Below are 24,375 nucleotides of genomic sequence, written 5' to 3'. Positions count from 1 at the left end.
TCGCTTGGCTGTTGGTTAACTACTTCATTTGCTTCCTACTGAGCTCATCAGTCACCCGGCGAGCCGTCCGGCCGATACGGGCTGGTCACCCCACTTGCACGTACCGGATTCGTGAGGGCCCACAACCCGACGCCGACGAGCGAGAGCAGCACGCCGGCCCAGGGCAGGAATCCCACGGCGCCGAGCAGCTCGCTGGCCTCCCCGGCGACGACGCGGGCCGCGGCGCCGACCAGCGCGAGCGCCATCGAGACGCCCGAGAGCACGGTCGCCCGGCCGATGTCGTCGAGTCGGTCGTTCAGATACTGGTCGATGACCGGGCTCGTGACGGTGCGGACGGCCCGGTTCAAGAAGAGTACGGGGAGGACGGCGAGCGGGGTGAGGAGGATGCTCGCGTACGCGAGGCCGTAGACGGGGGCCATGGCCACGAGGACGCCCCGTGTGCCGAGTGCCGCGTGGAGCCGGCCGACGGAGGCAGCGCCGCCCGCGGAGACGAGCTTGAACCCCGCGTACAGGACGCCGAAGCCGGCGACGGGGACCCCGACCGCATCGAGCGCAGGCTGTTCGTAGATGCGGGTGACGACGAACAGCGAGTAGAACACCGCGGCGTAGGCGACGAACCAGCGAAGCGCCGGCCGGGCGGCCTGGAGCCGGAGCAGTTCGATGGCGTCCCGGACGGAGAGCGGGTCGCGCTCGACGGGGTCGACCGCTTCCGAGTCCCGGAGCCGGTCGATACTCGGGAAGGTCGCCAGCAGCGGGACGCCGGTGAGGGCGATGGCGGCGGTGGCCACGAACGGCAACGCGGGGTCGATAGTGTAGAGGGCACCCCCAGCGAGGGCGGTTCCCGCGTCGGTCACGAGCTTCAGCGTGTTCCCCCGGCTCTCGATGCGGGCGAACTCGGACTCGTCGAACCTCGCCTGGAGGATCTCGTAGAGCCAGGCGTTCTGCGTTCCGGAGCGGAAGGCGCGACCGACCGCCCAGAGGACGTGCACCCAGAGGTAGAGCGCCTCGTTGGGGATGAACGGGTAGCCCCCGATGACGAGCGCGCGGATGACGCTGCCGAGCGCGAGGCTCGCTCGTCGGCCGAGCAGGTCCCCCAGATACCCCGTCGGGACCTCGACGACGAGCTTCGCCACCGCGTAGACGGCGTACGCGAGCCCGATGAACGCCAGCCCGAACCCCTTGTCCTGGAGGATGAGGATGGCGACGGGGAGGAAGAACCCGGAGGTGTTCGCCACGCGCACGAGGTAGTAGCGGGGGAGCAGCCACGCCGTGTCGCCGATACGACCGTCTTCGGCCATGTCTCACCCGTGTCGAGGGGGGATAATCGGTGTTTCCGAAAATGGAGTTTTGTACGCGCTCTGACACTCGGGAGGGGGACGCTCTAGCGACCGGCAAACCACCGGTAGCCGAAACTCACCCGGAGAGACTCAGTTGCTTCCTCGCGCTCAGCGACTCTGGCACACGAATACAGCAGCAGTGTCACTCGTTTTCGAGCGCGTCGTACACGTCCCGATGTCCGTCGCGGTCGGCTTTCGCGACACGGAGGACGAGTTCTCGCCGAATGTCCGCCATCACCTGCTCGAGCGGTGTGTCGTCTGTCTCCTCTTCTACGGCCGTACACAGTGTTGGCCCCGGAATGTGGTTGATCGTTCGGGTCGGACAACTCGTCTGTCAGCTGGTCGACTCCGAACTGAACGAGATCCTCTCGCCACTGGCTGATGGCGTTCTCGAGGTCGATCTGTTCTGTATGCTCTCGGAGAGAGTCGATGACCGCCCGTTCATCGACGTCGGCTTCGTCTACTTCGAACCGTTTCAGAATCGTTCGGATCTGGTTGTCGTAGTCGAACCGATAACCGTTGAGAAAGTAGAAAACGACGGTCGTATTGAGTGCTGTCCGTTTGTTCCCGTCGACGAAGGGATGGTTCGCCACGAGCAACCTCAGCAAGTGAAACGCTTTCTCGTGAACCGTCTCTGGACCCCGTCCGAAACTCCCGTCGCCGATGCCGAAGGCGTCCGTGATCTCACCGTCGGCGTTCACGACGACCAGCCCATCCCCGGCCCCGGTGAACGCCTGTTCGCGGGCGACGCGCGCACACGACACTTCGAGGAGGACGACCTCGAGACGGCCTGGATCTGGCTCGTCTGAGACGACTGGGCTCTCAACGTATCCCGGACGGGCTGAGATTCTCTAAAGGGGCTATTATCCATTGTATGTGATATAATTAATACCCGTACTGAGGGGGCGTGTATTAAGTGCCGAATCGGTCGATAACCCCATTGTACTCCCGTTATCTGGCATTGTAGGTAATTTTAATAAAATTGTATATTATCGGGAATGTACACATCTGTTAGGAAGCTTAAAGTTCATAGACGCTATGAATTCGGGCATGGATTCGGACAGCGAGTACCGGCGCGTCTCGTCGGGTACTCCTGGCCTCGACGAGGTTCTCGATGGAGGACTCATCCGAGGGCAGACGACGATTCTCAGCGGCGGTCCCGGGACGGGTAAGACCGTGCTTGCGCTCCAGTTTCTGGCGGCTGCGGACGGTGACGGCCTCTATATCGGATTCGAAGAGCGGGAGGAGGATCTCCGGCGCAACGCCGAGTCGCTGGGTATCGACACCTCGAACATCACGATCCTCGACCTCTCCCCGCGGGAGGGGGAGTTCTTCGCCGAACGGACGTACACGGTGTTGTCGCCGGACGAGGCGGAAGGCGGCGACATCTTAGAGCGGATCTCGACGGCCATCTCCGAGACGGCGCCGAACCGCCTCGTCATCGACCCCCTCTCGGAGCTTCGCGACCTCCTCCCCGACGGCTTCCAGTTTCGCCGGAACATCACCTCGTTCATCAACGAGCTGAAAGAGCGGGAGATCACCACCATCTGTACGACCCAGCCACGGACGGGTACGGGCGCGGCCGACCTGGAGTACCTCGGTGACGCGACGGTCGAGCTAGAGCGGACGGTGAACAACCGGACGCTCGAAGTGACGAAGTTCCGGGGGTCGAGCTCCGCGTTCGGGAAGCACACCTACCGGATCGAAGACGGCGTCGGCGGTCTCGTCTATCCGAAGCTCGTCCCCAGCGAGCACGAACGGGAGGTCCCGCGCGAGCAGCTCTCGACGAACGACCCGCGGCTGGACGCCCTGCTCGGCGGCGGGCTCGAACGGGGCTCCGTCACCGTGCTATCGGGGCCGTCGGGCGTGGGGAAATCGACGCTCGCGTCGGTCCTGTTGAAAGCGGCGGCGGAGCGCGGTGACACCCCGGTCGGCTTCCTCTTCGAGGAGCTCAAGTCGGATTTCGTCCAGCGGTCGGTCGACCTGGACATCTCACTGACGGGGCACGTCGAGACGGGAGCGCTCCTGCTCGACGAGGTCGAGGCGCTCACCCAGAGCCCGGACGAGTTCGCAAAGCGGGTCCGACAGCTCGTCGAGGAGGAGGGTGTCGAGTTCCTCGTGCTCGACGGCATCCCCGGCTACAGACAGGGGCTCCGCGGCGACGGGTCCGAGGCGGAACTCACCCGCGAGCTCCACGCGCTGTGCCGGTATCTCAAGCGGATGGGGGTGACGACCGTCCTCATCGAGGAGGTCGCGCGCATCACCGGCAACCTCTCGGCGACCGACCGGGAGATCAGCTACCTCGCGGACAACATCGTCTTCCTCCGGTACATCGAGGTCGAGGGGTCGATCGAGAAGGCGACCGGCGTGCTCAAGAAGCGCTACAGCGGCTTCGAGCGGTCGATGCGGGAGCTCAGTATCGACTCCGATGGCGTCCACATCGGGGAACGACTCACCGGCTTGCGAGGGGTGTTGACGGGAATCCCGGACACCACCGAGCGCCGACCGTAATGGACGAAGACCCCCCGTCGTCGAACCCCGCAGCGGCGTGGCGACACCAGCAGGAGGCGGCACTCGATGCCGCCTCGCCGGTCGTCGGACTGGCGTTCACCCACGCCCGCAATCGCGAGCTCCTCCAGCAGGTGCTCGCGGAGTTCGAGACGGTGGTGGTCTCCGAGTCGATCCCCGACGATATCGACGTCATGCTCGTCGACGAGGGGGGGCTTCGCACGGTGAGCGACCGGCTCGTCGAGTGGAAACGGACGGAACGCCCCGCGACCGCACCGGTCATGCTCATCACCGAGCCCGACCCCGACCCGTGGAAACGCCACGCGTCGCTGTTCGGCAGCCACCTCGACGCCATCCTCACGACCCCCTCGAGCAACGAGAAGATCCGGGCCCGCGTCGAGGGGCTCTTAGAGTCGCGTCGCTACTCGCTCATCGCCCGGGAACGCCAGGCCCAGCTGGAGCTGTACGAACGCGCGATGGACGGGGCGAGCATCGGTATCACCATCGCCGACGCGACGGACCCGGAGCTCCCGCTCGTCTTCGCGAACCAGGGGTTCGTCGACATCACCGGCTACGACGAGGAGGCGGTGCTCGGGCGGAACTGCCGGTTCCTGCAGGGAGAGGACACCGACCAGGAGACGGTCGACGAGATCCGCGAGGCACTCCACGCCCACGAGCCGGTCTCCGTCACCATCCGCAACTACCGCAAGTCGGGCGAGCCGTTCTGGAACCAGCTCGACATCATGCCCGTCGTCGACGACGACGGCGAGGTGACCCACTTCCTCGGCTTCCAGCAGGACGTCACGACCCAGAAGTACCGCGAGACGCTGCTCGAACAGAACACGCAGGTGCTCGACTCACTTCGTGACCCCGTCTTCGCGCTGGATTCGGACGGCCGCATCATCGACGCCAACGAGGCCGCGGAGGCGCTCGTCCCCCCCGAGGCGGCACCGGTCGTCAGCCACCCCCTCGCCGAGGTGCTCCCCGCCGGCGGTCCGGCCATCGAGGCCGCCATCGACGCGCTGGAGACGGTGGGCGACCAGCAGAAACTGGAGCTCAGATTCGGGAACGATGGACAGTCGACCGTCTTCCAGTTCTACTTCCAGCTCGAACAGCTGAGCGGCGACCCGCCCGAACGCCGTATCATCGCGGTCGGTCGCGACATCTCCGATATCCGCCGTCGGAACAATCAGCTGACGGTCCTCGACCGCATCCTCCGACACAACCTCCGGAACAAACTGAACGTGGTCATCGGCAACGCGCAGCTCATCAGCGACGACGTCGGCCGGCTCGACGACGAGACGATCGCCCACCTGAGCGAGAACGTCATCGACGCCGCGAACGAGCTGCTGTCCATCGGCGACAGCGCCAGACGGTTCAGTACCCCGGCGGAGCTCGGGCGCACCAGCGCGAGGACGGTGGACCTCGCGACGGCCGTCGACGAGACCGTCGCCCATCTCCGGCCGACCGCGCCGAACGCCACCATCACGAGCTCCATCCCGAATGGGATCATCGTCGAGGCCCCGGAGAACATCGGGCTGTGTCTCGAGCGGATCATCGGTAACTCCATCGAGCACGCCGAGTCGGAGACGGTTGCGGTCACCATCACGGCGACCGTCTCGCCGACGCGCGGCACCGTGACGCTCCGGGTGTCGGACGACGGCCCGGGGTTCCCGGAGATGGAACGGGCCGTCCTGTCGGAGGGGACGGAGACGCAGCTCCAGCATACCCAGGGCGTCAGCCTCTGGCTGGTGAAGTGGGCCGTCGAGAGTGTCGGCGGCGCGCTGGAGATCGAGAACAACGAGCAGGGCGGGTCGACCGTCTCGCTGGAGCTCCCGCTGAGCGAGGACCGACCCGAGGAGGTTTAGCGGCCGGGGCCGGAGGGCGAGTATGCGCGCAGCTGTTCTCACAGCGTACGGTGAGCCCCTCGAGATCCGGGAGGTCGAGCCCCCCGAGGCGACCGCTCACGGCGTCGTCGTCGAGGTGGCGGCCTGTGGCGTCTGTCGCAGCGACTGGCACGCCTGGCAGGGCCACGGCGAGTGGGCGGACGACCAGGTCCCCATCGGGCAGGTGCTCGGCCACGAGCCCGCGGGCCGGGTCGTCGAGGTCGGTGCCGACGTGGAGACGCTCGGGGTCGGCGACCGGGTCGCGGTCCCGTTCAACCTCGGTGACGGCACCTGTCACCAGTGTCGCAACGGCCACGGCAACGTCTGCACCGACGGCTACGCACTCGGGTTCGAGCCGTCCGTCCCCGGCGCGTTCGCCGAACGGGTCCACGTCCCGCACGCCGAGTACAACCTCACACGGCTCCCGGCGGGCGTGGAGATGGAGGCCGCGGCCGCCCTCGGCTGTCGGTACGTGACCGCCTTCCACGCGCTCGCCCATCGCGTCTCGCTTTCCGGTGGGGAGTGGGTCGCGGTCCACGGCTGTGGCGGGCTCGGACTCGCGGCCGTCCAGATCGCGACGGCGCTCGGTGGGAACGTGGTCGCCGTCGACGTGCGTGACGCCCCACTCGCGATGGCGAGCGACCTCGGGGCGGTCGCGACCGTCAGAGCCGACAGGGATACCCCCACCGAGGCCATCGAGGACGCCACCGACGGTGGGGCACACGTCTCGGTCGACGCGCTCGGCCGGGCGGAGACCTGCCGGAACAGCCTCGCCTGTCTCCGCCCGCGGGGGACCCACGTCCAGCTCGGCCTGACGACGGACGCGGAGCGGGGCCAGCTCTCCCTGCCGGTCGACCGGATGACCCGCTGGGACGTCTCGTTTCTCGGCTCCCGCGGGATGCCGCCCTCGCGATACGACGAACTGCTCAGGATGGTACAGACGGGCCGTCTCGACCCCGGTGCGCTCGTCACGAACCGGGTCGCGCTGACGGAGGTCTCCGACAGGCTCGCCGCGATGACTGACTACGGGACCGACGGCATCGAGGTCGTCACGGCGTTCTGAGCGTCGAATCCCGACGGAATACGGCAGTGATGGCCGTCGCTCCCCAACAGGCTCCACGAAGCAACCTGACACCGGCCGACCCCTGCCGTGGTGCCCATATTCCGGGGAAAGAGGGCACGGTTGAAATTTAAGCATGATGGAGTGGGGGAACCGCAGTGCTGCTCGCTCGGAGAGGGATCGCCGGCGGAGGAGGGTGCCCTCGACCGGATAACGATCCGCCCTCCAGCCGGTCGGCCCCTCTGATACCCCACCTGTTACGGCAAAAAAGCTGGGGACAGAGCGGCCGATATCGACACCCGGACCGTCGCTACCCGGGGTTCGGCTGGCGACCGGGTGGACCGAGGGGGGTCTCCCACGTCGCGGTGCTCGTCGCCGACGGGGCGTCCGGGGTGGCTCCCCCGGAGTTCGACCGGGTGATTGTTTCACGCGATCAATGTGAACATACAAGTAGCACGTCCCCGAAGACGAGACAACGCGATACCGACGCCATGACACACCGGGGTGGACACACACGACCGTTCGAGCAGTTCCTAGCGGCGCTCAAACGCGACGGGTGTGCGCTGCTCGTGACGGGAGACGAGCCGGCGCTCGCGCGTGAAGTCGCGAGCAAGCGCCTGTTCGGGACGACTCGGCCCGATGCGGAGACGGCCCCGCGCAAGCGGCTGCTGCTCACGACGGGGAAGGGGGAGTGTCCAGCGGCGTATCTCCCCGGTGAGTTGACGGGCGCGTCCGAGTCGACGACGGTCGTCTCCACGACGACGGCGACGCGGGCGACGGTGGCCCGGCCCCCGGCAGAGGACCCGGAACCACGGTCGCTGGCGGCCGTCTCCGCGGAGCTCCACGAGGCGCTGTCGGCGCTCATCGACGACGAGCCACGGCCGTCGGAGCTTCGGGTCGGCGTCACCTCGATCCGCCCCCTCCTCGAGGAGTACGGCCCCCGGGAGACCCGGCAGTTCGTCTCTGAGCTGGCGGAGACGGTCCGGGGCTACCGGGGGATGGCCCACGTCCACTACCCGGTCGCCGACGACTCCCCCGCGGTGGAAACGGTGGAGCCGGTGGTCGATGCACGAATCGAACTCAGAATGCGAGAACGGGCGAGCGTCGAGCTGCGCTGGCACACCGGCGACGAGACGCTCGACGACGGGCTCTCGTGGCACCCGGTGGTCTGAGCGATGGCACGCTTCCCGACGGGCTCTGCGACCCGCCCGACGTTCGAGCGACTCCCCCAGCAGCGGGCGATACAGGTCCGCGACCCGGTTCAGGACGTCCAGTTCCGCCTGCTCACGGAGCGCCCGGTCGAACCACAGCCCTGTGTCACGGACGCCGCACCCTGGTGTTTCCCCATCGACGCGTCCGCCCGGCTCGCCACCTCGACGGTGACCGTGCCGATCCGCCTGAACGTCAACATCCGCGAGCCGGACGGCCGGCTCGTCGAGTCCATCGCGGAGAAGTCGCCGGGGTCGGCTGACGAGGCCCGATTCTACACGGTCGAGCTCGCGGGCACCCCGATCAAACTGTATCTCGCGGCCAACAGCCGCGTGCTCGTCACGCCGGACGACTACTCGACGGAGATCCACTTCCCCGATACGGACGTGGTGTATCTCGGCGCCCGGTCGCTCCACGAACTCCCGGCGCGGACGCTCACCACGACGACGGACCCGCGTGACCTGATGGAGGTGATAAGCGAGTTCGGCGCCGCGCTGAAGACCACCTCGTGTGAGCGGTCGTGGCCGACGCTTCGGGGGCACCCACCGCTCCTCGAGTTCGGCGACCGGGTCCACATCCCCGGAGGGCGCCAGCGCGTGGAGACGGGGGTCCGCATCGACGTGCCGCCGGAGCCGGAGTACATCTTCCCGGTGGCCCCGCTGGTCTACTACACGAGCGCGAAGCTCCGCCCGGGTGAGCGCCCCCGGCTCGTCACGGACAGGGGGTTCTCCTTCGATCTGACGAGCCAGGGCGGGTTCGAACGGACGGTCGCCGAGGTGCTCCAGCACGTCTTCACGCTGGACTGTCTCACCCGGTGTGAGGGCTACTACCCGATCACGCTCCACGAACGGCTCGAGGCCGCCTCGGTCCCCTCGCTCGATCTCGATTTCGAGGCGCTGTACGACGCCCCGCTCGCCGAACAGCTCGCGGTGTATCTCCAGATCCCCTTCGAGGACGTCGCGCCGCTCCGCCCGGAGTGGCGACTCACGGCGGATATGCCGTCGGCGACCGAGCATGCGGACATCCTCCCACACTTCGTCGAGGAGCTGGCGCTGGTCCGGTGTTATCCGCCCGAACTCGAGGGGATGCGCTACGACCCCGAAACCGCGGTCCCGGAGACGGAAGCGGGGCTCACGACGACCGTCGACGACTTCTTCCGGGAGGACCGGGAAGCGACCGAGCCGGACGGGGGCTACCGCGTTCCCGGCCCGTCGGAGCCGGGGGGTGGGCGGATGCCGGTCTCCCAGGAGGGGGTCTTCCGGGTTCGGGAGGCCTCGACGACGACGCAGACGTACGTCGGCAGCGGGTTCCCCGTCGGTGGGAACAAAGCCTCCAAACGCTCGTACGAACGGCAGCTGCATCTCCGGCAGTCGCGGGGGAACCAGATCAGCGTGACCGTGGTGTGTAACGACCCCGAGATGACCGAGGAGATCGGGGTCGGCGAGTACTACGGGACGCGCGACCTGTTCGATTTCGACGTGACCATCGAGCAGGAGACGAGCGTGGCCCTCCTCCGGGAGGTGTTCGAATCCGACGTGGACCTGGTCCACTACATCGGGCACGTGGACTCCCGCGGGCTCCAGTGTGCGGACGGCTATCTGAGCACGGACTCCATCAGCTCGGTCGGGGTGAGCGCGTTCATCCTCAACGGCTGCCGGTCGTTCCGGCAGGGCGCGGAGCTGGTCGAGTCCGGGGCCATCGGAGGGATCGTCACCCTCGAGAACGTCCACAACTCCCTCGCGACGGAGGTGGGCCACAACATCGCGCGGCTGTTGAACGCGGGGTGGACGCTGGACACGGCGCTGAAGCTCGTCCGCGAGGACTCGCTCGTGGGCCGCCACTACCTGGTGGTGGGTGACGGGACGACGGAGATCGCGAATCCGGACAGCGGGACGCCGTCGTATCTTCTCCTGGAGCCTACGTCCCATGAGACCGTTGATGTGACGCAGGTCGCGTTCCTCACGCGGTCACATCATCTTGGGACGATTACGAACCCGTTCATCAGTGACAGCGATACCCGATACCTTGCGGGAGGGAAAATCGGTCCGTTCGAGGTGACTGTACGAGAGCTCAAAAAGTTCCTTTCGCTAGCCTCGTTCCCAGTGCAGTTAGAGGAAGAACTACAGAAAACGACGATATCGTTACAGTGGAGTGATGATTTCGACGTATCTACGCTGTTCGAATAATCTCTGCTGTTTCTCTTCTGAGTGAACTACCGGTCTCCGTGACTACTGCGTTAGAAAGTGTCTCAGCGTCGATCAGGGACCGGGGTTCGAAGAGGCGATACCGGCAGCGACGGAGCCCGCCTGCGAGAGCAGGAGCAGGACCGTGAACAGGACGCCGGCCATCTTGGGGTGCTGTGCGAGGTATTCCGCGGTTCGGGTCGTGTCTTCGGACATTACAAATATCCTATCGGGCGATGGGTATATTAATTTTACTGATATTTATATTAAGAAAAAAGGGGGTTAAAATAATTAGAGGGCGGCGGGATTCGACCGATTTCACACCCGTTTGCGTGGTCTTCACTGGCGGGCCGGCCCCCCAGAAATCGGGTCGGCGACCGCGCGCGAGAAGCGGGCCGTTCGACACCGATCTCACGATGGATTATATTCCCCCGGGAATGAATGTACTATACAGTACATTTATTCACACGTCGCGAAATCGTGAGACCATGACACGTGATGTGAGGCGGCGACAGTACCTGCAAGCTGTCGGCGTTGGGGCGGTAGCACTGAGCGCGACCAACTCGGCGAGTGCGGCACCGACGGCGGTCGTCGTGCCCGACGACGAGCCGACGATTCAGGCGGGGGTCGACGCCGTCGCCGCCGGCGGTACCGTCCGGGTGAAACCGGGGTCCGGCCCGTACACGGGCCAGGTGAACGTCGGCAAGCCGATGACCATCGTCGGCGACCCCGGCGACGACACGCCGGGTGCCGGCCCGGACGCCCCCCTCATCGACGGGAACGGCGAGGGGCAGCGAAGCGGCTTCCTGCTCTATCAGCAGGGCGCAACCCCGGACGACGTGACTATCGAGGGGTTCGAGATCCGGAACTTCGGGACGCGGCCGGAACAGGGCCAGTGGGGTCACGGCGTCTCGCCCGGCTCGTCGAACAACGGGATTACCGTCCGCGATTGCACCATCGGCGACGTGGGCGCTGCGGGCATCAGCGTCTCCACGTGGGGCGACCGCTCGTACACGGACTGGACGGTCGAGCGCTGTCGCTTCGAGAACACGCCGCTCGCCGGCGTCCGGTTCGACCACGTCTCGAACGCGACGGTCCGGGCCAACGAGTTCCACAACCCCTCGCCGATACCCGACGAGTACCCACACTTCGGGGTCTACCTCCACGCGAACACCCGCGAGGGGAACTCCGGGGTCCAGCAGGGCATCACCGTCGAGGACAACCGGTTCGTCGGGGACAGCGACCGGGCGTCAGTCTACCTGCTCGCCATCAACAAGAACGACGCGTCCGTCGATTCGGTTGCCGCGCTCGAGGATGTCTCGGTCCTGCGAAACGAGTTCGCGGGGATGCCGAACACCATCGCCATCAACACGGCGGTGAACTCCGTTCGCGGTGGGACCACGCGGATGCGGAACATCGAGATCGGCGAGAACCGCATCCGGGAGGCGGCCACCGGTGTCGTGCTCGACTCCGGTGCCGAAGAGGGGCTCTCCGGCGTCTCCGTCTCCGCGAACGACATCGACGCCGACCACGCCGCCCTCGAGGTGAGCGGGCAGGCACCGGCCGCCATCGCCGATGTCGTCTCGTCCGAGAACGCCTACGCGAGTGGCGACTACGCCGTGCGCGTCACGGCGGGCGAGGAGGGCGACGCCGAACCCGACCGCCCCGGCACGGACGGTGTCCGGTTCGTCGGTGACGAGGCGCGCGGGGACAGATGGCCCGGCCTCGTCGTCCAGACGAACGCCACGAACGGCGTCGGGAGCGTCGCCATCGAGAACGTCGACGCGTCCGGTGGCGCGGGGGTATTCATCGGTGGCCACGCCTCCGGCGCAGTCGATTCGGTCGATATCACGGGGGGAACGCTCACCGGCACGCGCGGTCCGGGACTCTCCGTCCGCGGGCTTCCACGGACCGACGCGACGGGGAGTGCTCCCCTCGTCGACGCTGTCACCGTCTCGAACGTGGATATCCGCGGGACGGGCGGGACGAAGATCGCTGGGGATACGGCGAACGCCATCGGGTCGGTCGCCATCGACGGCCTGGATATCGATGTCGACGAGGGCCCCGGCTTCGAAATCCGGGGGAGCGGAACGGACGGGACGACCACCACTCCCGCGGTCGGCCCGGTCTCGGTCGCCGACCTGAGCGTGGCCTTCGGCCGCGGCGGTGGGTTCCGCATCGCTGGTGAGTCCCCGCACGCGGTCGCTCCGGTCGACGTCTCGAACCTCGCCGTCGATGCGACGGAGGTGACGGAGGGGGGTGCAGGATTCGTCCTCCGAGCGCGCGCCGAGAACGCCATCGCACCGATCACCATCGATGGAGCGACCCTCCGCGGCCGGGGTCCCTCGATCTTCGTCGACACCAACGATGGGGAGAACGCCCACGTCCGACTCACGGCCGCCGACGTGACCGCCGAGAGCACCGAGTCCACCGGCGTCACCGTCACCGGCCGGGAGTCCGGTGCGATCGATGCGATCTCCCTCTCCGAGAGCACCATCCGAGGTGGTGGTTCTGCCGTGACCATCACCGGGAAGGCGAGCGGCGCGATCTCCTCCGTTTCGCTCACCGAGGTTGGCACGCGGTCGGACGCGTTCTACACCAGTCAGCTCAGAGCTCTCGCACCGAACGCCATCGACACCGTCGACATCGTCGGCCTCACCGCGAACGACGGCGGCGTCGGGCTCTTCGGCTTCGCCAGGGACGCAGACGGAATCGGCCAGCTGTCGATCGCGGACAGCGAGTTCAGACGCAACAGCTACGGGGTCGCTTCGGCCGGTGAGCTGCTCGGAGACCGTATCCGTATCCGCCGAACGAACTTCGTCGACAACGAGCTTCCACCGGAGAGTGAGTTCGTCGGCTACGGCGTCGCCAACTTCACTGGTGGCGAGAGCGAAAACCCCAACGGGACCATCGACGCCCGGCACAACTACTGGGGGCACCCGAGCGGCCCAACCCGGCCCCATCCTGCACGGGAGAACGGGAAGGCCTCCGAGAAGCGCAGCGACCGCCCCGAGGAGGTCGGCGGCGAGTTCGAGAAGCGGCGTGGCCCGCCGGAGACGCTCGGGAAGGGTGACCGCGTCTCGGATGGGGTTGCCTTCCGGCCGTGGCTGAACAAACCGGCCTGACGAAAGGTCGACGGTGGTCAGGTTTCTTCTCGCTGCCGAGGGGTCGAGACTGCCGCAGTCAGACGTAGCGCCCGCGTCATACCGGCCGTAGTAATGTGGTTCAACTGGATGGTTTAACTAGTTGATTTAACTGATTTAGCTAACAGACGGCGGACGAAGTCTGGTGGTTGGACCGGAGGAGAACACCCGGAACTACTCACCGGCCGAGGGCGCAGCTCCTACGAGTGGGGCGTGCGGGTCTCGACGTGGGCGGAATACGGACCGAACTGAAACACTGGGTCGCCAACGGTGAAGGCGAATACCAATACTAACTATTTTGATATATAATACAATAGTTGTAAATATAATACCACTCTAATAAGTTAGGATTAGGTAACGATATCGTTTGACATACCACCCGTGAAACACCGTATTTCCGGGTATAGATATCCTTCGAATCCCTTAGTCACGTCTGGCGAGCGGATTCTTGATACTTTATAGTACTGTCACTATCTCATATCTTACGGAATAATTGAACATCAGTATATTTGAAAATACTCCCGTACCACCGTGCGAATTCGCATCCCCGTTTTCGAGGGAGTCCGTGGGATGGTCGTGGAAGGCAGGACCCAACAGGTGAGGAATGACTCGCGCCTATATCTCCGTGATCCGGGTGTACTCCTCGCTGAGTGCAGCGGCGTCTTCCGGGAGCAACGCGACGACGAGGTAGTCGGCGTAGGATTCGAGATACTCGACGAGGGCGGCGATGCGGTCGGCGTCGATGGCCTCCAGCGAGTCGAGCAGCATGAACGGGACCGTCTCGTGGACGTCGTGGACGAGGTAGCCCGCGAGCGCGAACACCAGTCCAGTGACCTCCCGCTCGCTCTCCGAGAGGTGGTCGACCGTGTCCTCGTAGGCCGTCCCGCCCTCGGTCTGGCGCACCACGTGGAGCTCGAAGACCGTCCGGATGGACTTCTGGCGCCCCTCCGTGATCTCTCGCTGGAGGCGCTCGATCCAGATGCGCTCGAGGTTGTCGTAGTCGAGCAGTTCGAGGATGGACTCCATGTGGGTGTTGAACTGCTCGACGGCCGCCTTCTCGATCTGCTCGACGCGGGTCCGGAGGTCGGCGAGCTGCTCCGAGAGGGCCTCCCGGCGACTCTCCAGGTCGGCTTCCTCCGCCAGTTTCGCGTCGATGGCGTCGATCCGGTCGTCGAGCTCCTCGCGGTCCTCCTCCAACTGTTCGAGCTCGACTTCGAGCTGGTTCGCCTCGCGGTGGAGTTCGATGACCCGGCTGTAGTCGGCGTCCGGCGACTCCTCGACCGTGGACTCCAGCGAGTCGATGGTCTCCATGAGGTCCTCGCGCTGCTCGCGGAGGCTCACGAGCTGTGTCTCGCGGCGCTCGATCTCCTCGCGAAGCTCCTCGCGGTGTTGCTCCAGCTCTCGACGGTTGCGACGCTGCTCCTCCAGACGGTCGCGCTCCATCTTCCGGTCGGTGAGTCGCTGTTTCACCTCGTTGCGCTCCTCGAGGAGGTCACTGCGCAGCGACCGGAGCCGGTCGACCGTCGACTCGATCGCGGACTTCTCCACCTCCGTCCCGCAGGTCCAGCAGACGACCTCCGAGGACCCGACGAGCTGGTCGGTGACGGCACCGTCGGCCCCTTCCTCGTCGAGCGCCGCCTGGATGGCGTTCGTGTCCCCGTCGAGCATCTCCTCGTTGAACCCGATGATGCTCTGGAGCTCGTTGACGGTGCCGTCGAGCTGCTGGCGGCGCTCCCGGAGCTGGGTGATCTCCGACTCGACGGCGGAGAGGTCGGTCGACTCGTCGTCCGGGCCACCGATGCCCGACGACTCGAGTTCGTCCAGCTCCTGCTGGAGCGCCTCCAGGCTCTCCTCCTGGGAATCGATGCGGAAGCGGACGCGTTCGAGCTCCTTGCGGGCGGCGCGCAGCTCGTCTAACTGCTCGTCGGTCTCCTCCTTCCGGTTCCGGCTCTCCTCGAGGTCCGTGTTCGCGGCCTCGATCTCCTCGCGTTTCGCCGCCAGCGCCTCACGTTTGGTCTCGAGCTCCTCGGTCAGCACCTCCCGCTCGGCTTCGAGTTCCGGCAGCTCACGGCGGAGCGATTCGAGCTGTTCTAAGCGGGATTCCACCTCGTTGCGTTCCTCGCGGAACGCGGCGATCTCCGACTGGATCGCTTCCGTGTCGACCGGGCGCATGATGAGCTCACGGAGGTCGTCACCCCGCCGAATCGCGCGTCGGGCCTCGTTCGATTCGAGGAGGAACGCGAACGTCTCCGCGGGGCCGGGCTCGTCGAGATACGGGTCACCGGAGCGGACGACGGTCCCGTTCTCGCGGGTGAGCGTGCGCGTGTACGTCGACCCGTCGAGGGTGAGCGTGACCTCCCCGTCCTCCGAATCGGCTTTCAGCGAGACGGCGTCGCTCCCCAGTGCTCCCATCGTCGCCCGGAGGAAGGAGGTGCGGTTCGTCGCGTTACGGCCGGTCAACACGGTCACGCCGGGCGGCAGGTCGACGGTCGTGGACTCGATGCCGCCGAGGTTCCGAACGGAGACCTTCGCGGACTGCTCCGTGTCCTCTGTCGGTTCCGTCTCCTCTGTCGAACTCATTACCTACTGATTTCACCGTCTCGTATTTGATTGTTTCCCACACTCCTCCAGCTGTCATTACAGACATATTCTCGTAATGCGTTACCTCCCGTAAAACGTTACAGAACTATGTTTGTAATGATTCTGTGCAGTCACAGCCGCCCTGGTCGAAGAGTTCCGCGAGCTGGTACTGGGTCCCACACTCCCCACAGAGGACGCGAACGTCGACGAGCACCTCGAACTCCTCGAGGGTCAACTCGCCGCGATTGACGAGGCGGCGGACGGCGTCTTCCGTCACCGCGCGCGTGCGACCCGCCAGCCGTTCGACGGTCTGGAGCTCCTTCTCTCGGCGGTCGCCGTCATCCACGGGCTGTTCCGCCCCGCGGACCTTCCGGAGGTAGGTGTGGATGGCCTGATGCGAGACGAAGTCGGCTTCCAGCGTCTCCACGTCGACGCCCTTCCACTCGAGCTGATTGCGAACGTCGACCCGGTCACCGGGGCTTGCGCCACCGTCGGTGAGCACCTCGTACGTGCTCTCGATCTCGGCGTCGAGGGGGTCTTCACCCGCGTCACGGAGCGCGGCTTCGAGCACCGAGCGGTTGAACGCGTCGGCGAGATCTCGCAGGCTCAGCTGCTCGACGCCGTCACCCAGCCAGTGGCGTTCGAGCCACGCGCCCTTCCCCTCGAGGTCGTACTCGTCGATCACGCGAGCGACCTTGCTGTTGACCGTGCCCCCGCCGTCGGTGTCGTCAGTCGCTGTCATTGGTCCCGATGCGTGATACCTGCGTAAAAACGTCCCGTCTACGAGAGGGTGTACTCGAGTTCGAACTCGTTGGCGATCCCCAGCAGGGTGCTCGGGAGCACCTCCTCGAACTCGTGGTCGTCGAGGCGGTTCGCCGGGGCAGCGACGCTGAACGCGCCGATGACGCGGTCCTGTGCATCCGTCACCGGGGCCCCGACTGCCTTCACCCCGTCGAGCTGCTCCTGGTTGTTGTACGAGTAGCCGCGCTCGCGGATGGTCTCCAGCTGGGAGAGCAGGTCGTCGAGGTCGGTGATGGAGTTCACCGTCTCGGCCGGGAGCCCGTGCCGGTCGACGATCGACCGGACGTTCGCCTCCGGGAGCTTCGAGAGGATCGCCTTGCCCGCCGCGGTCACGTGTAGCGGGACCTTCTTCCCCACCGTCGAGTACGTCCAGACCGCGTGTTCCCCGGAGTACGTGAACAGGTACACCCCCCAGCCGTGCTCCTCGACCATGAACACGGCTCGGCTCTCGGTTTCGTTGGCCAGCTTCCTCGTGTAGGCTTCGGCCGTCTCGTAGGCGGGTTTCCGGTAGCCCACGTAGTTCCCCAGCGAGAGGAACTCCAGCCCGAGGTGGTACTCGTCCCCCTCCTTCGCGACGTACTCGTGAGCTTCGAGGGTCGCGAGGTGGGCGTGGACCGTGCTGACGGCCATCTCCAGCTCCTCCGCGAGCTCGGAGACCCGCGCGCCGTCGAGCGCTTCGAGCCCCTCGATGACGCGGAGGGTCGTCTCCGTCGTCTTCAGCGTGCGAGCGCTGGATTCTCGTTCCATGGTATGTGCTATCGGAGCTGACTTATAAAATTCGCGTCTGACGAAAGACGGCAAGATTGCGTACCCGTTCAGTGTGGGAACAACTCACACTATGCCGACAGTGATGATAAAACAGTATATAATATTCGAGAGGAGAGAATCGTCGGCGAGGCCGACGGATGGGACAGAAGAACGGTGCGCTGACCGCTGGACTGCGGGTTAGAGCCCGAGGATCTCGCGGGCCTCGCTCGTCGTCGCGAGCGGGCGGTCGAGTTCGTCGGCGATGCGGGCCGTCCGGCGGACCAGCTGGGCGTTACTCTCCGCGAGCTCACCCTTCCGGTAGTAAACGTTGTCCTCCATCCCCACCCGCACGTGCCCGCCCATCGTGATGGCCATCGTCGTCAGCGGGAGCTGATACCGCCCCACCGCGAGCGCCTGCCACTCGGTCTCCGGCGGGAGGTTGTCCACGAAGTTCACGAGGTTGCGCGGGTTCGGCGGCGTCCCGGTCTGCATCCCGAGGATGACCGTCGCCCAGTAGGGCGCGTCGACGAGGCCCTTCTCGATGAGGTTCTCCATCTCCGGGATGTGCCCCTGATTGAACAGCTCCAGTTCGGGCTTGACGCCTGCCTCCCGCATCCGTTCGGCGTACTCCTCGCTCATCTCGCGGGGGTTGATCGCCGTCCGGGTCTGCCCGAAGTTCATCGGGCCGACGTCGATGGTGGCCACCTCCGGGCCGGGCTCGGTCTCGAGGACCGGCGCGATTCGCTCCTCGCGGGAGTAGATGCCTCCACCGCCGGTGGTGAAGTTCACGATGATGTCGTCGCAGTGGTCGTCGATGGCGTCGAGGAGGAGCTGGAATCGCTCGATATCTTTCGTATCCTCGTGGTTCTCATCGCGCGCGTGGAGATGGACCATCGACGCGCCGGCCTCCTCACACGCTTTGAGATCCTTCGCCACCTCGTCGGGCTGTGTCGGCAGGTTCGGGTTCGCCTCCTTCCCGTGGAGCCCGCCCGTGGTCGCGACACTCAGTATCATCTTCTTCTCGAAGTAGTCCTCGAAGCCTTCGTATGGCATAGTAGCACATTCTCAAATATTCATATATAGTTCTTTGTGTGTCGGTACTCGCCCCGGAACGCTGAGAAATCGAGATAGATTTAAGTGATGGTAGGAACGGGTTAGAGTGTGAGCCGCAATAGCACAGCACTTGTGACTGGCGGTGGTCGCGGTATCGGCCGGGCGATATGCCAGGAGCTGGCTGCCTCGGGCGTCGATATCGTCATTGCTGACATCGATGCGGAGTCGATGGCGGAGACAGCAGACCTCGTCGAATCCATCGGGCAAGAAGCGCATCCGATCGAGACCGATCTCGCCGACTTCGACAGCGTCCGCGACTGCGTCGACCAGGCGTACGCGACGTGTGGCGAGATCGATATCCTCGTGAACAACGCCGGTATCGCCGGGCCGACCGCCCCCTGTGAGGAGGTCACCCCCGAGGAGTGGGACACCACACTCGATGTCAACCTCCGAGGGGTGTTCTACATGTGCCGGGAGGTGCTCCCCATCATGAAGGAGGCCGGCTACGGCCGCATCGTGAACATCGCGTCGGTGACCGGGAAACGTCCGCTCGTCAACCGGACACCGTACGCGACGGCGAAGATGGGCGTGATCGGCTTCACCCGAACCCTCGCGGCGGAGGTAGGCCGACACGACATCAACGTGAACGCGGTCTGTCCGGGCTCGGTCGACGGGCCACGCATCCAGCGGGTGTTCGAACGACAGGCCGAAACCTCGGGTGAATCGGTCGAGGAGATCGAAAATGCGGTCAAAGACGAGAGTGCGCGCGGCGAGCTCGTCGACGGCGCGGAGGTCGCGAACACGGTCCGATACCTCTGCTCGCCGGACTCCCGGCAGATCACCGGCCAGGACATCAACGTCTCGGCCGGGAAAGTGATGTACTGACGCCGGCAGCAACGACGCGATGGTCACGACACGGTTCCGACAGCCAACAGACTCTTCATAAATAACTGAGGGTTGGTCAATATAACACAAACATTTATATGGTATTACTTCACAGTAGCTAACGAACGGTACCATGGCACGGGATAACAGCAATCAGTCACGACGACAATTCGTTCGAAATACCGCGGCTGCGGGGACACTCGCGGGCCTGACCGGGCTCGCCGGCTGTACCGGCGGCAGCGGGAGCAACAACGGCGGCAGCAGTGGCGGCGGTGGCGGTGGCGGCGGTGAATCGAGCAGCGACAGCGGGTCGAGCGGCGGTGGCGGGAGTCTGAGCTCGATGGCGTCCATCGCGAACCGGCAGAACTCCTACTGGCTCAGCTGGGAGAAGGGCTACCTCGAGGCCGCGAAGGCGTTCGGCTACGACACGAACGTCCAGACGAACAACGGTGAGGTGACGACCCAGAAACAGCAGTTCGACACGGCCGTCGCCAACGACGCCGACTTCATCGTCGGGCAGACCTACACCAACGCGGCGGCCATCACGCTGGCCGAGACGCTGGTGCAGGGGAACACTCCCGGTGTGCTCGCGGTCACCATCGCCGACTGGTTCGTCCCGCAGGATGCCGGCGAGGAGTACGTGACGTTCTTCACGCCCCACTTCGTCAACCACGCGTACTCGGCCGCGAAGATGCTGTTCGAGGCGATGGGCGGCAGCGGGAAGTTCGTCCACATCGAGGGGAACCGTGGCACGGCACCGAACATCGGCCGGAACAAAGGTGTCGACCTGGCGATGAAGGAGTACCCCGACATCGAGATGGCGGGGCCACGGCAGCCAGGCAACTGGATCCGTTCGGACGCCCGCAAGGTGATGAACGACAAGGTCTCGAAGTTTGGCGACGACATCGACGGCTTCTTCGGCCAGAACGACGCCGTCGCGCTGGGGGGACTCACCATCCTCGAGGAGAACGGCATCGACGTGCCGGTCGTCGGCATCGACGCCAGCGAACCCGGACTCGCGGCTATCGCCGAGGGGCGCATGACCGGCACCGTCTCCGGGATGGGGCCGTGGCAGGCCGGCTGGTCGGTCGCGAAATGCCACGACTACATCAACGGGCACACGCTCAGCCCCGCAGAACGGATGATGTCGTTCAACGCGCCCGTCTGTGTGAAGAACCCGGGTGACTGGACGGACACCATCGACCGGCTGCCGGTCGTCGACGCGGCCGACTACAACGAGGCCATCTTCTCCGGTGAGACGCCGTACGACTGGAAGAAGATGTCCGTCGTCGAGGCCGGCGAGGACGCCTGGGACCCCCAGATCGACATGCAGCCGATGAACCTCGCCGACATGAAGGAGGTCCTCGACTGGAAGGAGAAGGACAAGCCGAACGGCTACAGCCTGCCAGGGGTCTACACCGACAGCGCTGCTCAGGAGGAGACGACCCAGCTGTACAGGGATCAGTTCAAGTCGAACCCCCTCAAATAACTCTCAGTGTCCCTCATGGCATCAGAGAGTCACACGAACACGGTGGATGCGGCCGGAGCTCCGGGCGGTGGGTCCGACTACAGTTTCCGCGTCGAGGGCATCTCGAAGTCCTTCCGCCACGTCCAGGCGCTCAAGGACGTCTCGCTGGCGGTCGACCACGGTGAGGTCATCGGCCTAGTCGGCGAGAACGGCGCGGGCAAGAGTACGCTGTTGAACATCCTGACCGGCGTGTTGCAGGCCGACGAGGGCCAGCTCTACGTCGACGGCGAGCCCGTCACGTTCACCAATCCGCGCGAGGCGGCGAACTACGGCGTCTCGCTCGTCCACCAGGAGCAGGACGTCATCACGACGATGCGCGGGTACGAGAACCTGTATCTCGGGCGCGAGCTCGAGCGGTTCGGCGTCTTAGAGAAGGAGCGGATGCGCGAGGAGGCCCAGGCGTTCGTCGACGAACTGGGCATTACCATCGACGTTGACGAGCGCGTGCGCAACTACACGTTCAACGAGCGCCAGATGCTCGAGATCGCGAAGGCGTTCCACGTCTCCCAGAAGTCGGAGAACCCCGTCATCTTGCTCGACGAGCCGACCGCAGGGCTCGAGGAGAGCGGCCGGGAGATCCTCTTCGACCTCGTCAACGACCTGCGGGAGCGAGCGACGTTCGTCTTCGTCTCGCACGAACTCGACGAGGTGCTCGAGATCTCCGACCGCATCTACGTCCTCAAAGACGGCGAGCGCGTGGACGCCACGACCGCAGCCGAGGCCACCGCGGAGACGCTCCAGCAGGCGATGGTCGGCCGCGAGACCGCGGACGAGTACTACCGCGTCCCCGACCAACAGCGCGAGGCCGACCTCGGTGAGCCGACGATGGCCGTCGACGAGGTGGTCCACGAGGACGCCGTCGGCCCGGTCTCCTTCTCCGTCCGCGAGGGTGAGATCTTCGGCATCGTCGGCGTCGAAGGCTCGGGGAAACAGCGGCTCGGCCGTCTGCTCGCCGGCGACCTCGCGATGACACGGGGGTCCATTTCCGTCAACGACACCACCCTCGAGAACCCGACCGTCTCGGATATGGTCGACGCGGGTGTCGGCTACATCCCGAAAGACCGGAAGTCCGAGGGGCTGCTTCTCTATCAGTCGGTCCGGGTCAACACCTCGCTGGCGATGGTCCGTGATATGCACGGCAGCATGCCACTTCTGGATCTGGAGGCCGAGGAGGAAGCGACGCTCGACGCCATCGAGGAGCTCGCGATCAAGACCCCGGGCCCGAACGCCCTGGTCCACGGCCTGAGCGGTGGCAATCAGCAGAAGGTCGTCATTGCCCGCTGGCTGGCACAGGAGACTCCCGTGCTCGTGATGGACAACGTCACCCGGGGGATCGACGTCGGTGCCAAGGAGGAGGTGTACCGTCTCTGCCGTGAGTTGACCGCAAAGGGCGTCTCGATCGTCTTCATCGGCGACGAGCTGCCCGAGGTAATCGGCATGTCCAACCGCATCGCCGTGATGGCGAAAGGTGAGTTCGTCGGCGAACCGTTCGACGCGTCGCCGGGGAACAAGCCGACTGAAGAAGACCTGATACAGGAGATGATCTGATAATGAGTACACGTAGCGTCAGCAAGTGGATTACCGAACAACGAGAGCAGCGCACCCTGCATGACTGGATCCAGGACCTCGGCCCGTTCGTCATGCTGTTCGGGCTGATCGCGATCTTCACATTCACGTCGAACGAGTTTTTCACCGAGAGAAACCTGCTCGACAACGTCGCGAAGAACGCGGTTACGCTGCTCTTGGTGGCGCTCGCGGGGACCTTCCCCATCCTCCAGCAGAGCATCGACCTCTCGGTCGAGTCGGTCGTCCTGCTGACGGGGGTCGTGACCGTCGTCCTGATCTCGGAGTTCGGTCTCGGACTGTTCGCGATTCCGCTCGCCATCGGTGTGGGGATGCTCGCTGGCCTGTTCAACGGGCTCGTCTTCACGAAGCTCAAAGTGCCCTCGTTCCTGGTCACCCTCGGGACGCTCTCGGTGATGGCCGGTGTCGGGAAGATCATCACCGGCGGATCGACGATCACCTTCCGTGACCCCGCACTGCGCACCATCTCGACCGGGAACGTCTTCGGGATTCCGAACCTCGTGCTGTGGGGCCTGCTCATCTACGTGGCGACGATCGTTCTCGCGTTCCGGACGAAGTTCGGCCGCTACTGCTTCGCGCTCGGTGAGAACGAGCGCGTCGTCGAGCTCGCGGGTGCGAAGGTCGACCGCTACAAGATCTACCCGTTCGTGCTGTCTGGGCTGCTCTGTGGGATCGCCGGCGTCCTGCTGACGCTGCGTATCTCGTCGGCCTCGCCGAACATCGGGAGCGGGCTGCTGCTCCCCAGCATCGCCGCAATCGTCATGGGCGGGACGGCCCTGACGGGCGGTGTCGGTGGTCCCCACCGGACCATCCTCGGCGTGCTCGTCATCGCCGTGTTGAACAACGGGATGAACCTGCTCGGCATCGACTCGTTCGTCCAGGAGATCATCCTCGGACTGGTGGTCGTCGCCGCAGTCGCACTGTCCATCGACCGTGACAAGATCGACGTGGTGAAATAACGAGCGAGGAACACACCCCCCACGCTCTGTCCCACGACACCCTTCTTTTGCGACGCTGCATCCGCGACCGTTCGATTTTCGACACTCGTTCCGAAGAGTAGCAGCGCGGCAGCCCATCGCGAGACGTAGCTCTCGACGTCCGGTGTGAGCGTGAAAGAGAGAAACAGTACGACGCGGTCAGTCGGCCGAGACCGGATCGTTCTCGAGCGCGTCGTCCGGGACGGTTCCGTCGTCGTTCCAGCCCCGCAGTTCGTAGTACTCGTCGAGTGCCGTCTCGAAGTCGGGAAGCTCGTACGGGAGCCGGTCGTCACCGCGGTCGAACCCGCGCTGATTGTTGAAGTGTCGTTCGAGTTCGACGACGCGCGACCCCACTGAAACGAGGTCGTCGTACTCCGCGTCGAACAGCTTCTCGAACCGCTCGGGCGTCATGAACCCGCGTGAGAACCGGCAGACGACCCCGCAGTCCTCCAGCGCGCGGGCGTTCTCCTGTTCGATGACGTGGGCGGGCTTCCCGTCGAGGCCCGTCGGGTCGAACGCCTCGTCGTTCGCGACGAGCGGGTACTCCCACGCGTACATCGTCGTGTACATGTGGTCGGCGCCGCGGTTGGCGACCGCGTAGGAGAGCCCCTGGCCGTTCAGGGTGCGGCCGTCGTGGGCCGCGAAGTCGAGCCCCTTCACCGTCCAGTTCTCGACGCCCAGCTCCTCGTGGAAGCGGTCGATGCCCTCCGCAAGGAGATCACCGTCCCCCTCACGGAACGCGATCTGCTCGACCAGTTCGTGGACGAGTTCGACGTTGCCGAACTCGTCCTCGCTCGCCAGATACGCGGCGACCACGTTCCCACAGGAGATGGCGTCGAGGCCGTAGCGGTCACACAGCTCGTTGGACTTCATCACGTCGACGATGTCGTCGAC

17 protein-coding genes and 1 pseudogene are annotated in these 24,375 nt (G+C 65.3%); 10 read left to right on the top strand and 8 right to left on the bottom strand.

All coding sequences use genetic code 11. The features are described 5' to 3' along the window. Positions 1-47: 47 nt before the first annotated feature. Complete coding sequence (locus tag ACQUQR_RS14940; protein ID WP_435197317.1) at positions 48-1,298, bottom strand: MFS transporter; 1,251 nt, start codon at positions 1,296-1,298, stop codon at positions 48-50. A gap of 518 nt (positions 1,299-1,816) precedes the next feature. Continuing rightward, positions 1,817-1,930: pseudogene (locus ACQUQR_RS14935) on the bottom strand (type II toxin-antitoxin system death-on-curing family toxin); the annotation flags it as partial. Between the two features lie 457 nt (positions 1,931-2,387). On the opposite strand from ACQUQR_RS14935, the gene ACQUQR_RS14930 reads away from it, so the two are divergent. The 5 genes from ACQUQR_RS14930 (at position 2,388) to ACQUQR_RS14910 (ending at position 10,186) form a co-directional block, all read left to right on the top strand. Beyond that, positions 2,388-3,848 carry an ATPase domain-containing protein gene (locus tag ACQUQR_RS14930; RefSeq protein WP_435197316.1) on the top strand — a complete coding sequence of 487 codons (1,461 nt, stop codon included), beginning with the start codon at positions 2,388-2,390 and terminating at the stop codon, positions 3,846-3,848. Next, positions 3,848-5,713, top strand: a complete 1,866-nt coding sequence (locus tag ACQUQR_RS14925) for a PAS domain-containing protein (RefSeq protein ID WP_435197315.1) — start codon at positions 3,848-3,850, stop codon at positions 5,711-5,713. Before ACQUQR_RS14930 ends, ACQUQR_RS14925 begins: the two co-directional genes overlap by 1 nt. A 22-nt stretch (positions 5,714-5,735) precedes the next feature. Continuing rightward, a complete protein-coding gene (locus tag ACQUQR_RS14920) occupies positions 5,736-6,794 on the top strand; it encodes a zinc-dependent alcohol dehydrogenase family protein (protein ID WP_435197314.1) in 1,059 nt (352 codons plus the stop codon). 488 nt (positions 6,795-7,282) lie between these two features. Further along, positions 7,283-7,963 (top strand): DUF7504 family protein, encoded by a 681-nt coding sequence (locus ACQUQR_RS14915; RefSeq protein WP_435197313.1) that lies wholly within the window; start codon positions 7,283-7,285, stop codon positions 7,961-7,963. Between the two features lie 3 nt (positions 7,964-7,966). Then, the gene (locus tag ACQUQR_RS14910; RefSeq protein ID WP_435197312.1) at positions 7,967-10,186 is read left to right on the top strand and encodes a hypothetical protein; all 2,220 of its coding nucleotides are present in this window, start codon (positions 7,967-7,969) and stop codon (positions 10,184-10,186) included. Between the two features lie 72 nt (positions 10,187-10,258). Here the strand turns inward: ACQUQR_RS14910 and ACQUQR_RS14905 are convergent, their stop codons facing one another. Then, a complete protein-coding gene (locus ACQUQR_RS14905) occupies positions 10,259-10,399 on the bottom strand; it encodes a DUF7503 family protein (protein WP_435197311.1) in 141 nt (46 codons plus the stop codon). A 272-nt stretch (positions 10,400-10,671) separates the two neighbouring features. Here ACQUQR_RS14905 and ACQUQR_RS14900 point away from each other — a divergent pair, with 272 nt between their 5' ends. Further along, positions 10,672-13,308 carry a right-handed parallel beta-helix repeat-containing protein gene (locus tag ACQUQR_RS14900; RefSeq protein WP_435197310.1) on the top strand — a complete coding sequence of 879 codons (2,637 nt, stop codon included), beginning with the start codon at positions 10,672-10,674 and terminating at the stop codon, positions 13,306-13,308. Between the two features lie 633 nt (positions 13,309-13,941). Here the strand turns inward: ACQUQR_RS14900 and ACQUQR_RS14895 are convergent. From ACQUQR_RS14895 to ACQUQR_RS14880, 4 genes are all read right to left on the bottom strand, one after another. After that, the gene (locus ACQUQR_RS14895) at positions 13,942-15,906 is read right to left on the bottom strand and encodes an archaea-specific SMC-related protein (protein WP_435197309.1); all 1,965 of its coding nucleotides are present in this window, start codon (positions 15,904-15,906) and stop codon (positions 13,942-13,944) included. Positions 15,907-16,012: 106 nt separating this feature from the next. Further along, positions 16,013-16,648, bottom strand: a complete 636-nt coding sequence (gene rdfA / locus ACQUQR_RS14890; RefSeq protein WP_435197308.1) for a rod-determining factor RdfA — start codon at positions 16,646-16,648, stop codon at positions 16,013-16,015. 38 nt (positions 16,649-16,686) lie between these two features. Beyond that, the gene (locus ACQUQR_RS14885) at positions 16,687-17,454 is read right to left on the bottom strand and encodes an IclR family transcriptional regulator (protein WP_435197307.1); all 768 of its coding nucleotides are present in this window, start codon (positions 17,452-17,454) and stop codon (positions 16,687-16,689) included. Between the two features lie 198 nt (positions 17,455-17,652). Next, positions 17,653-18,507: a 3-keto-5-aminohexanoate cleavage protein gene (locus ACQUQR_RS14880; RefSeq protein ID WP_435197306.1), complete on the bottom strand. Its 855-nt coding sequence runs from the start codon at positions 18,505-18,507 to the stop codon at positions 17,653-17,655. 108 nt (positions 18,508-18,615) lie between these two features. Here ACQUQR_RS14880 and ACQUQR_RS14875 point away from each other — a divergent pair, with 108 nt between their 5' ends. The 4 genes from ACQUQR_RS14875 (at position 18,616) to ACQUQR_RS14860 (ending at position 23,463) form a co-directional block, all read left to right on the top strand. Beyond that, positions 18,616-19,392 (top strand): SDR family NAD(P)-dependent oxidoreductase, encoded by a 777-nt coding sequence (locus ACQUQR_RS14875; RefSeq protein ID WP_435197305.1) that lies wholly within the window; start codon positions 18,616-18,618, stop codon positions 19,390-19,392. Positions 19,393-19,525: 133 nt separating this feature from the next. Next, the gene (locus tag ACQUQR_RS14870) at positions 19,526-20,881 is read left to right on the top strand and encodes a sugar ABC transporter substrate-binding protein (protein ID WP_435197304.1); all 1,356 of its coding nucleotides are present in this window, start codon (positions 19,526-19,528) and stop codon (positions 20,879-20,881) included. A 15-nt stretch (positions 20,882-20,896) separates the two neighbouring features. Beyond that, positions 20,897-22,468, top strand: coding sequence for a sugar ABC transporter ATP-binding protein (locus ACQUQR_RS14865; protein ID WP_435197302.1), 1,572 nt, complete (start codon positions 20,897-20,899; stop codon positions 22,466-22,468). A 92-nt stretch (positions 22,469-22,560) separates the two neighbouring features. Beyond that, positions 22,561-23,463 carry an ABC transporter permease gene (locus ACQUQR_RS14860; RefSeq protein WP_435197464.1) on the top strand — a complete coding sequence of 301 codons (903 nt, stop codon included), beginning with the start codon at positions 22,561-22,563 and terminating at the stop codon, positions 23,461-23,463. 177 nt (positions 23,464-23,640) lie between these two features. Here ACQUQR_RS14860 and ACQUQR_RS14855 read toward each other — a convergent pair. Then, positions 23,641-24,375, bottom strand: a 735-nt coding sequence (locus ACQUQR_RS14855) for an aldehyde ferredoxin oxidoreductase C-terminal domain-containing protein (protein ID WP_435197301.1), incomplete at its 5' end; no start/stop codon positions are given.

It is taken from the genome of Natronomonas sp. EA1 (genome assembly GCF_051195035.1).
GTDB lineage: Archaea > Halobacteriota > Halobacteria > Halobacteriales > Haloarculaceae > JBNTJV01.
The sequence above is the reverse complement of the archived record's forward strand: the minus strand, read 5'-3'. Positions and strand labels throughout refer to the sequence as shown.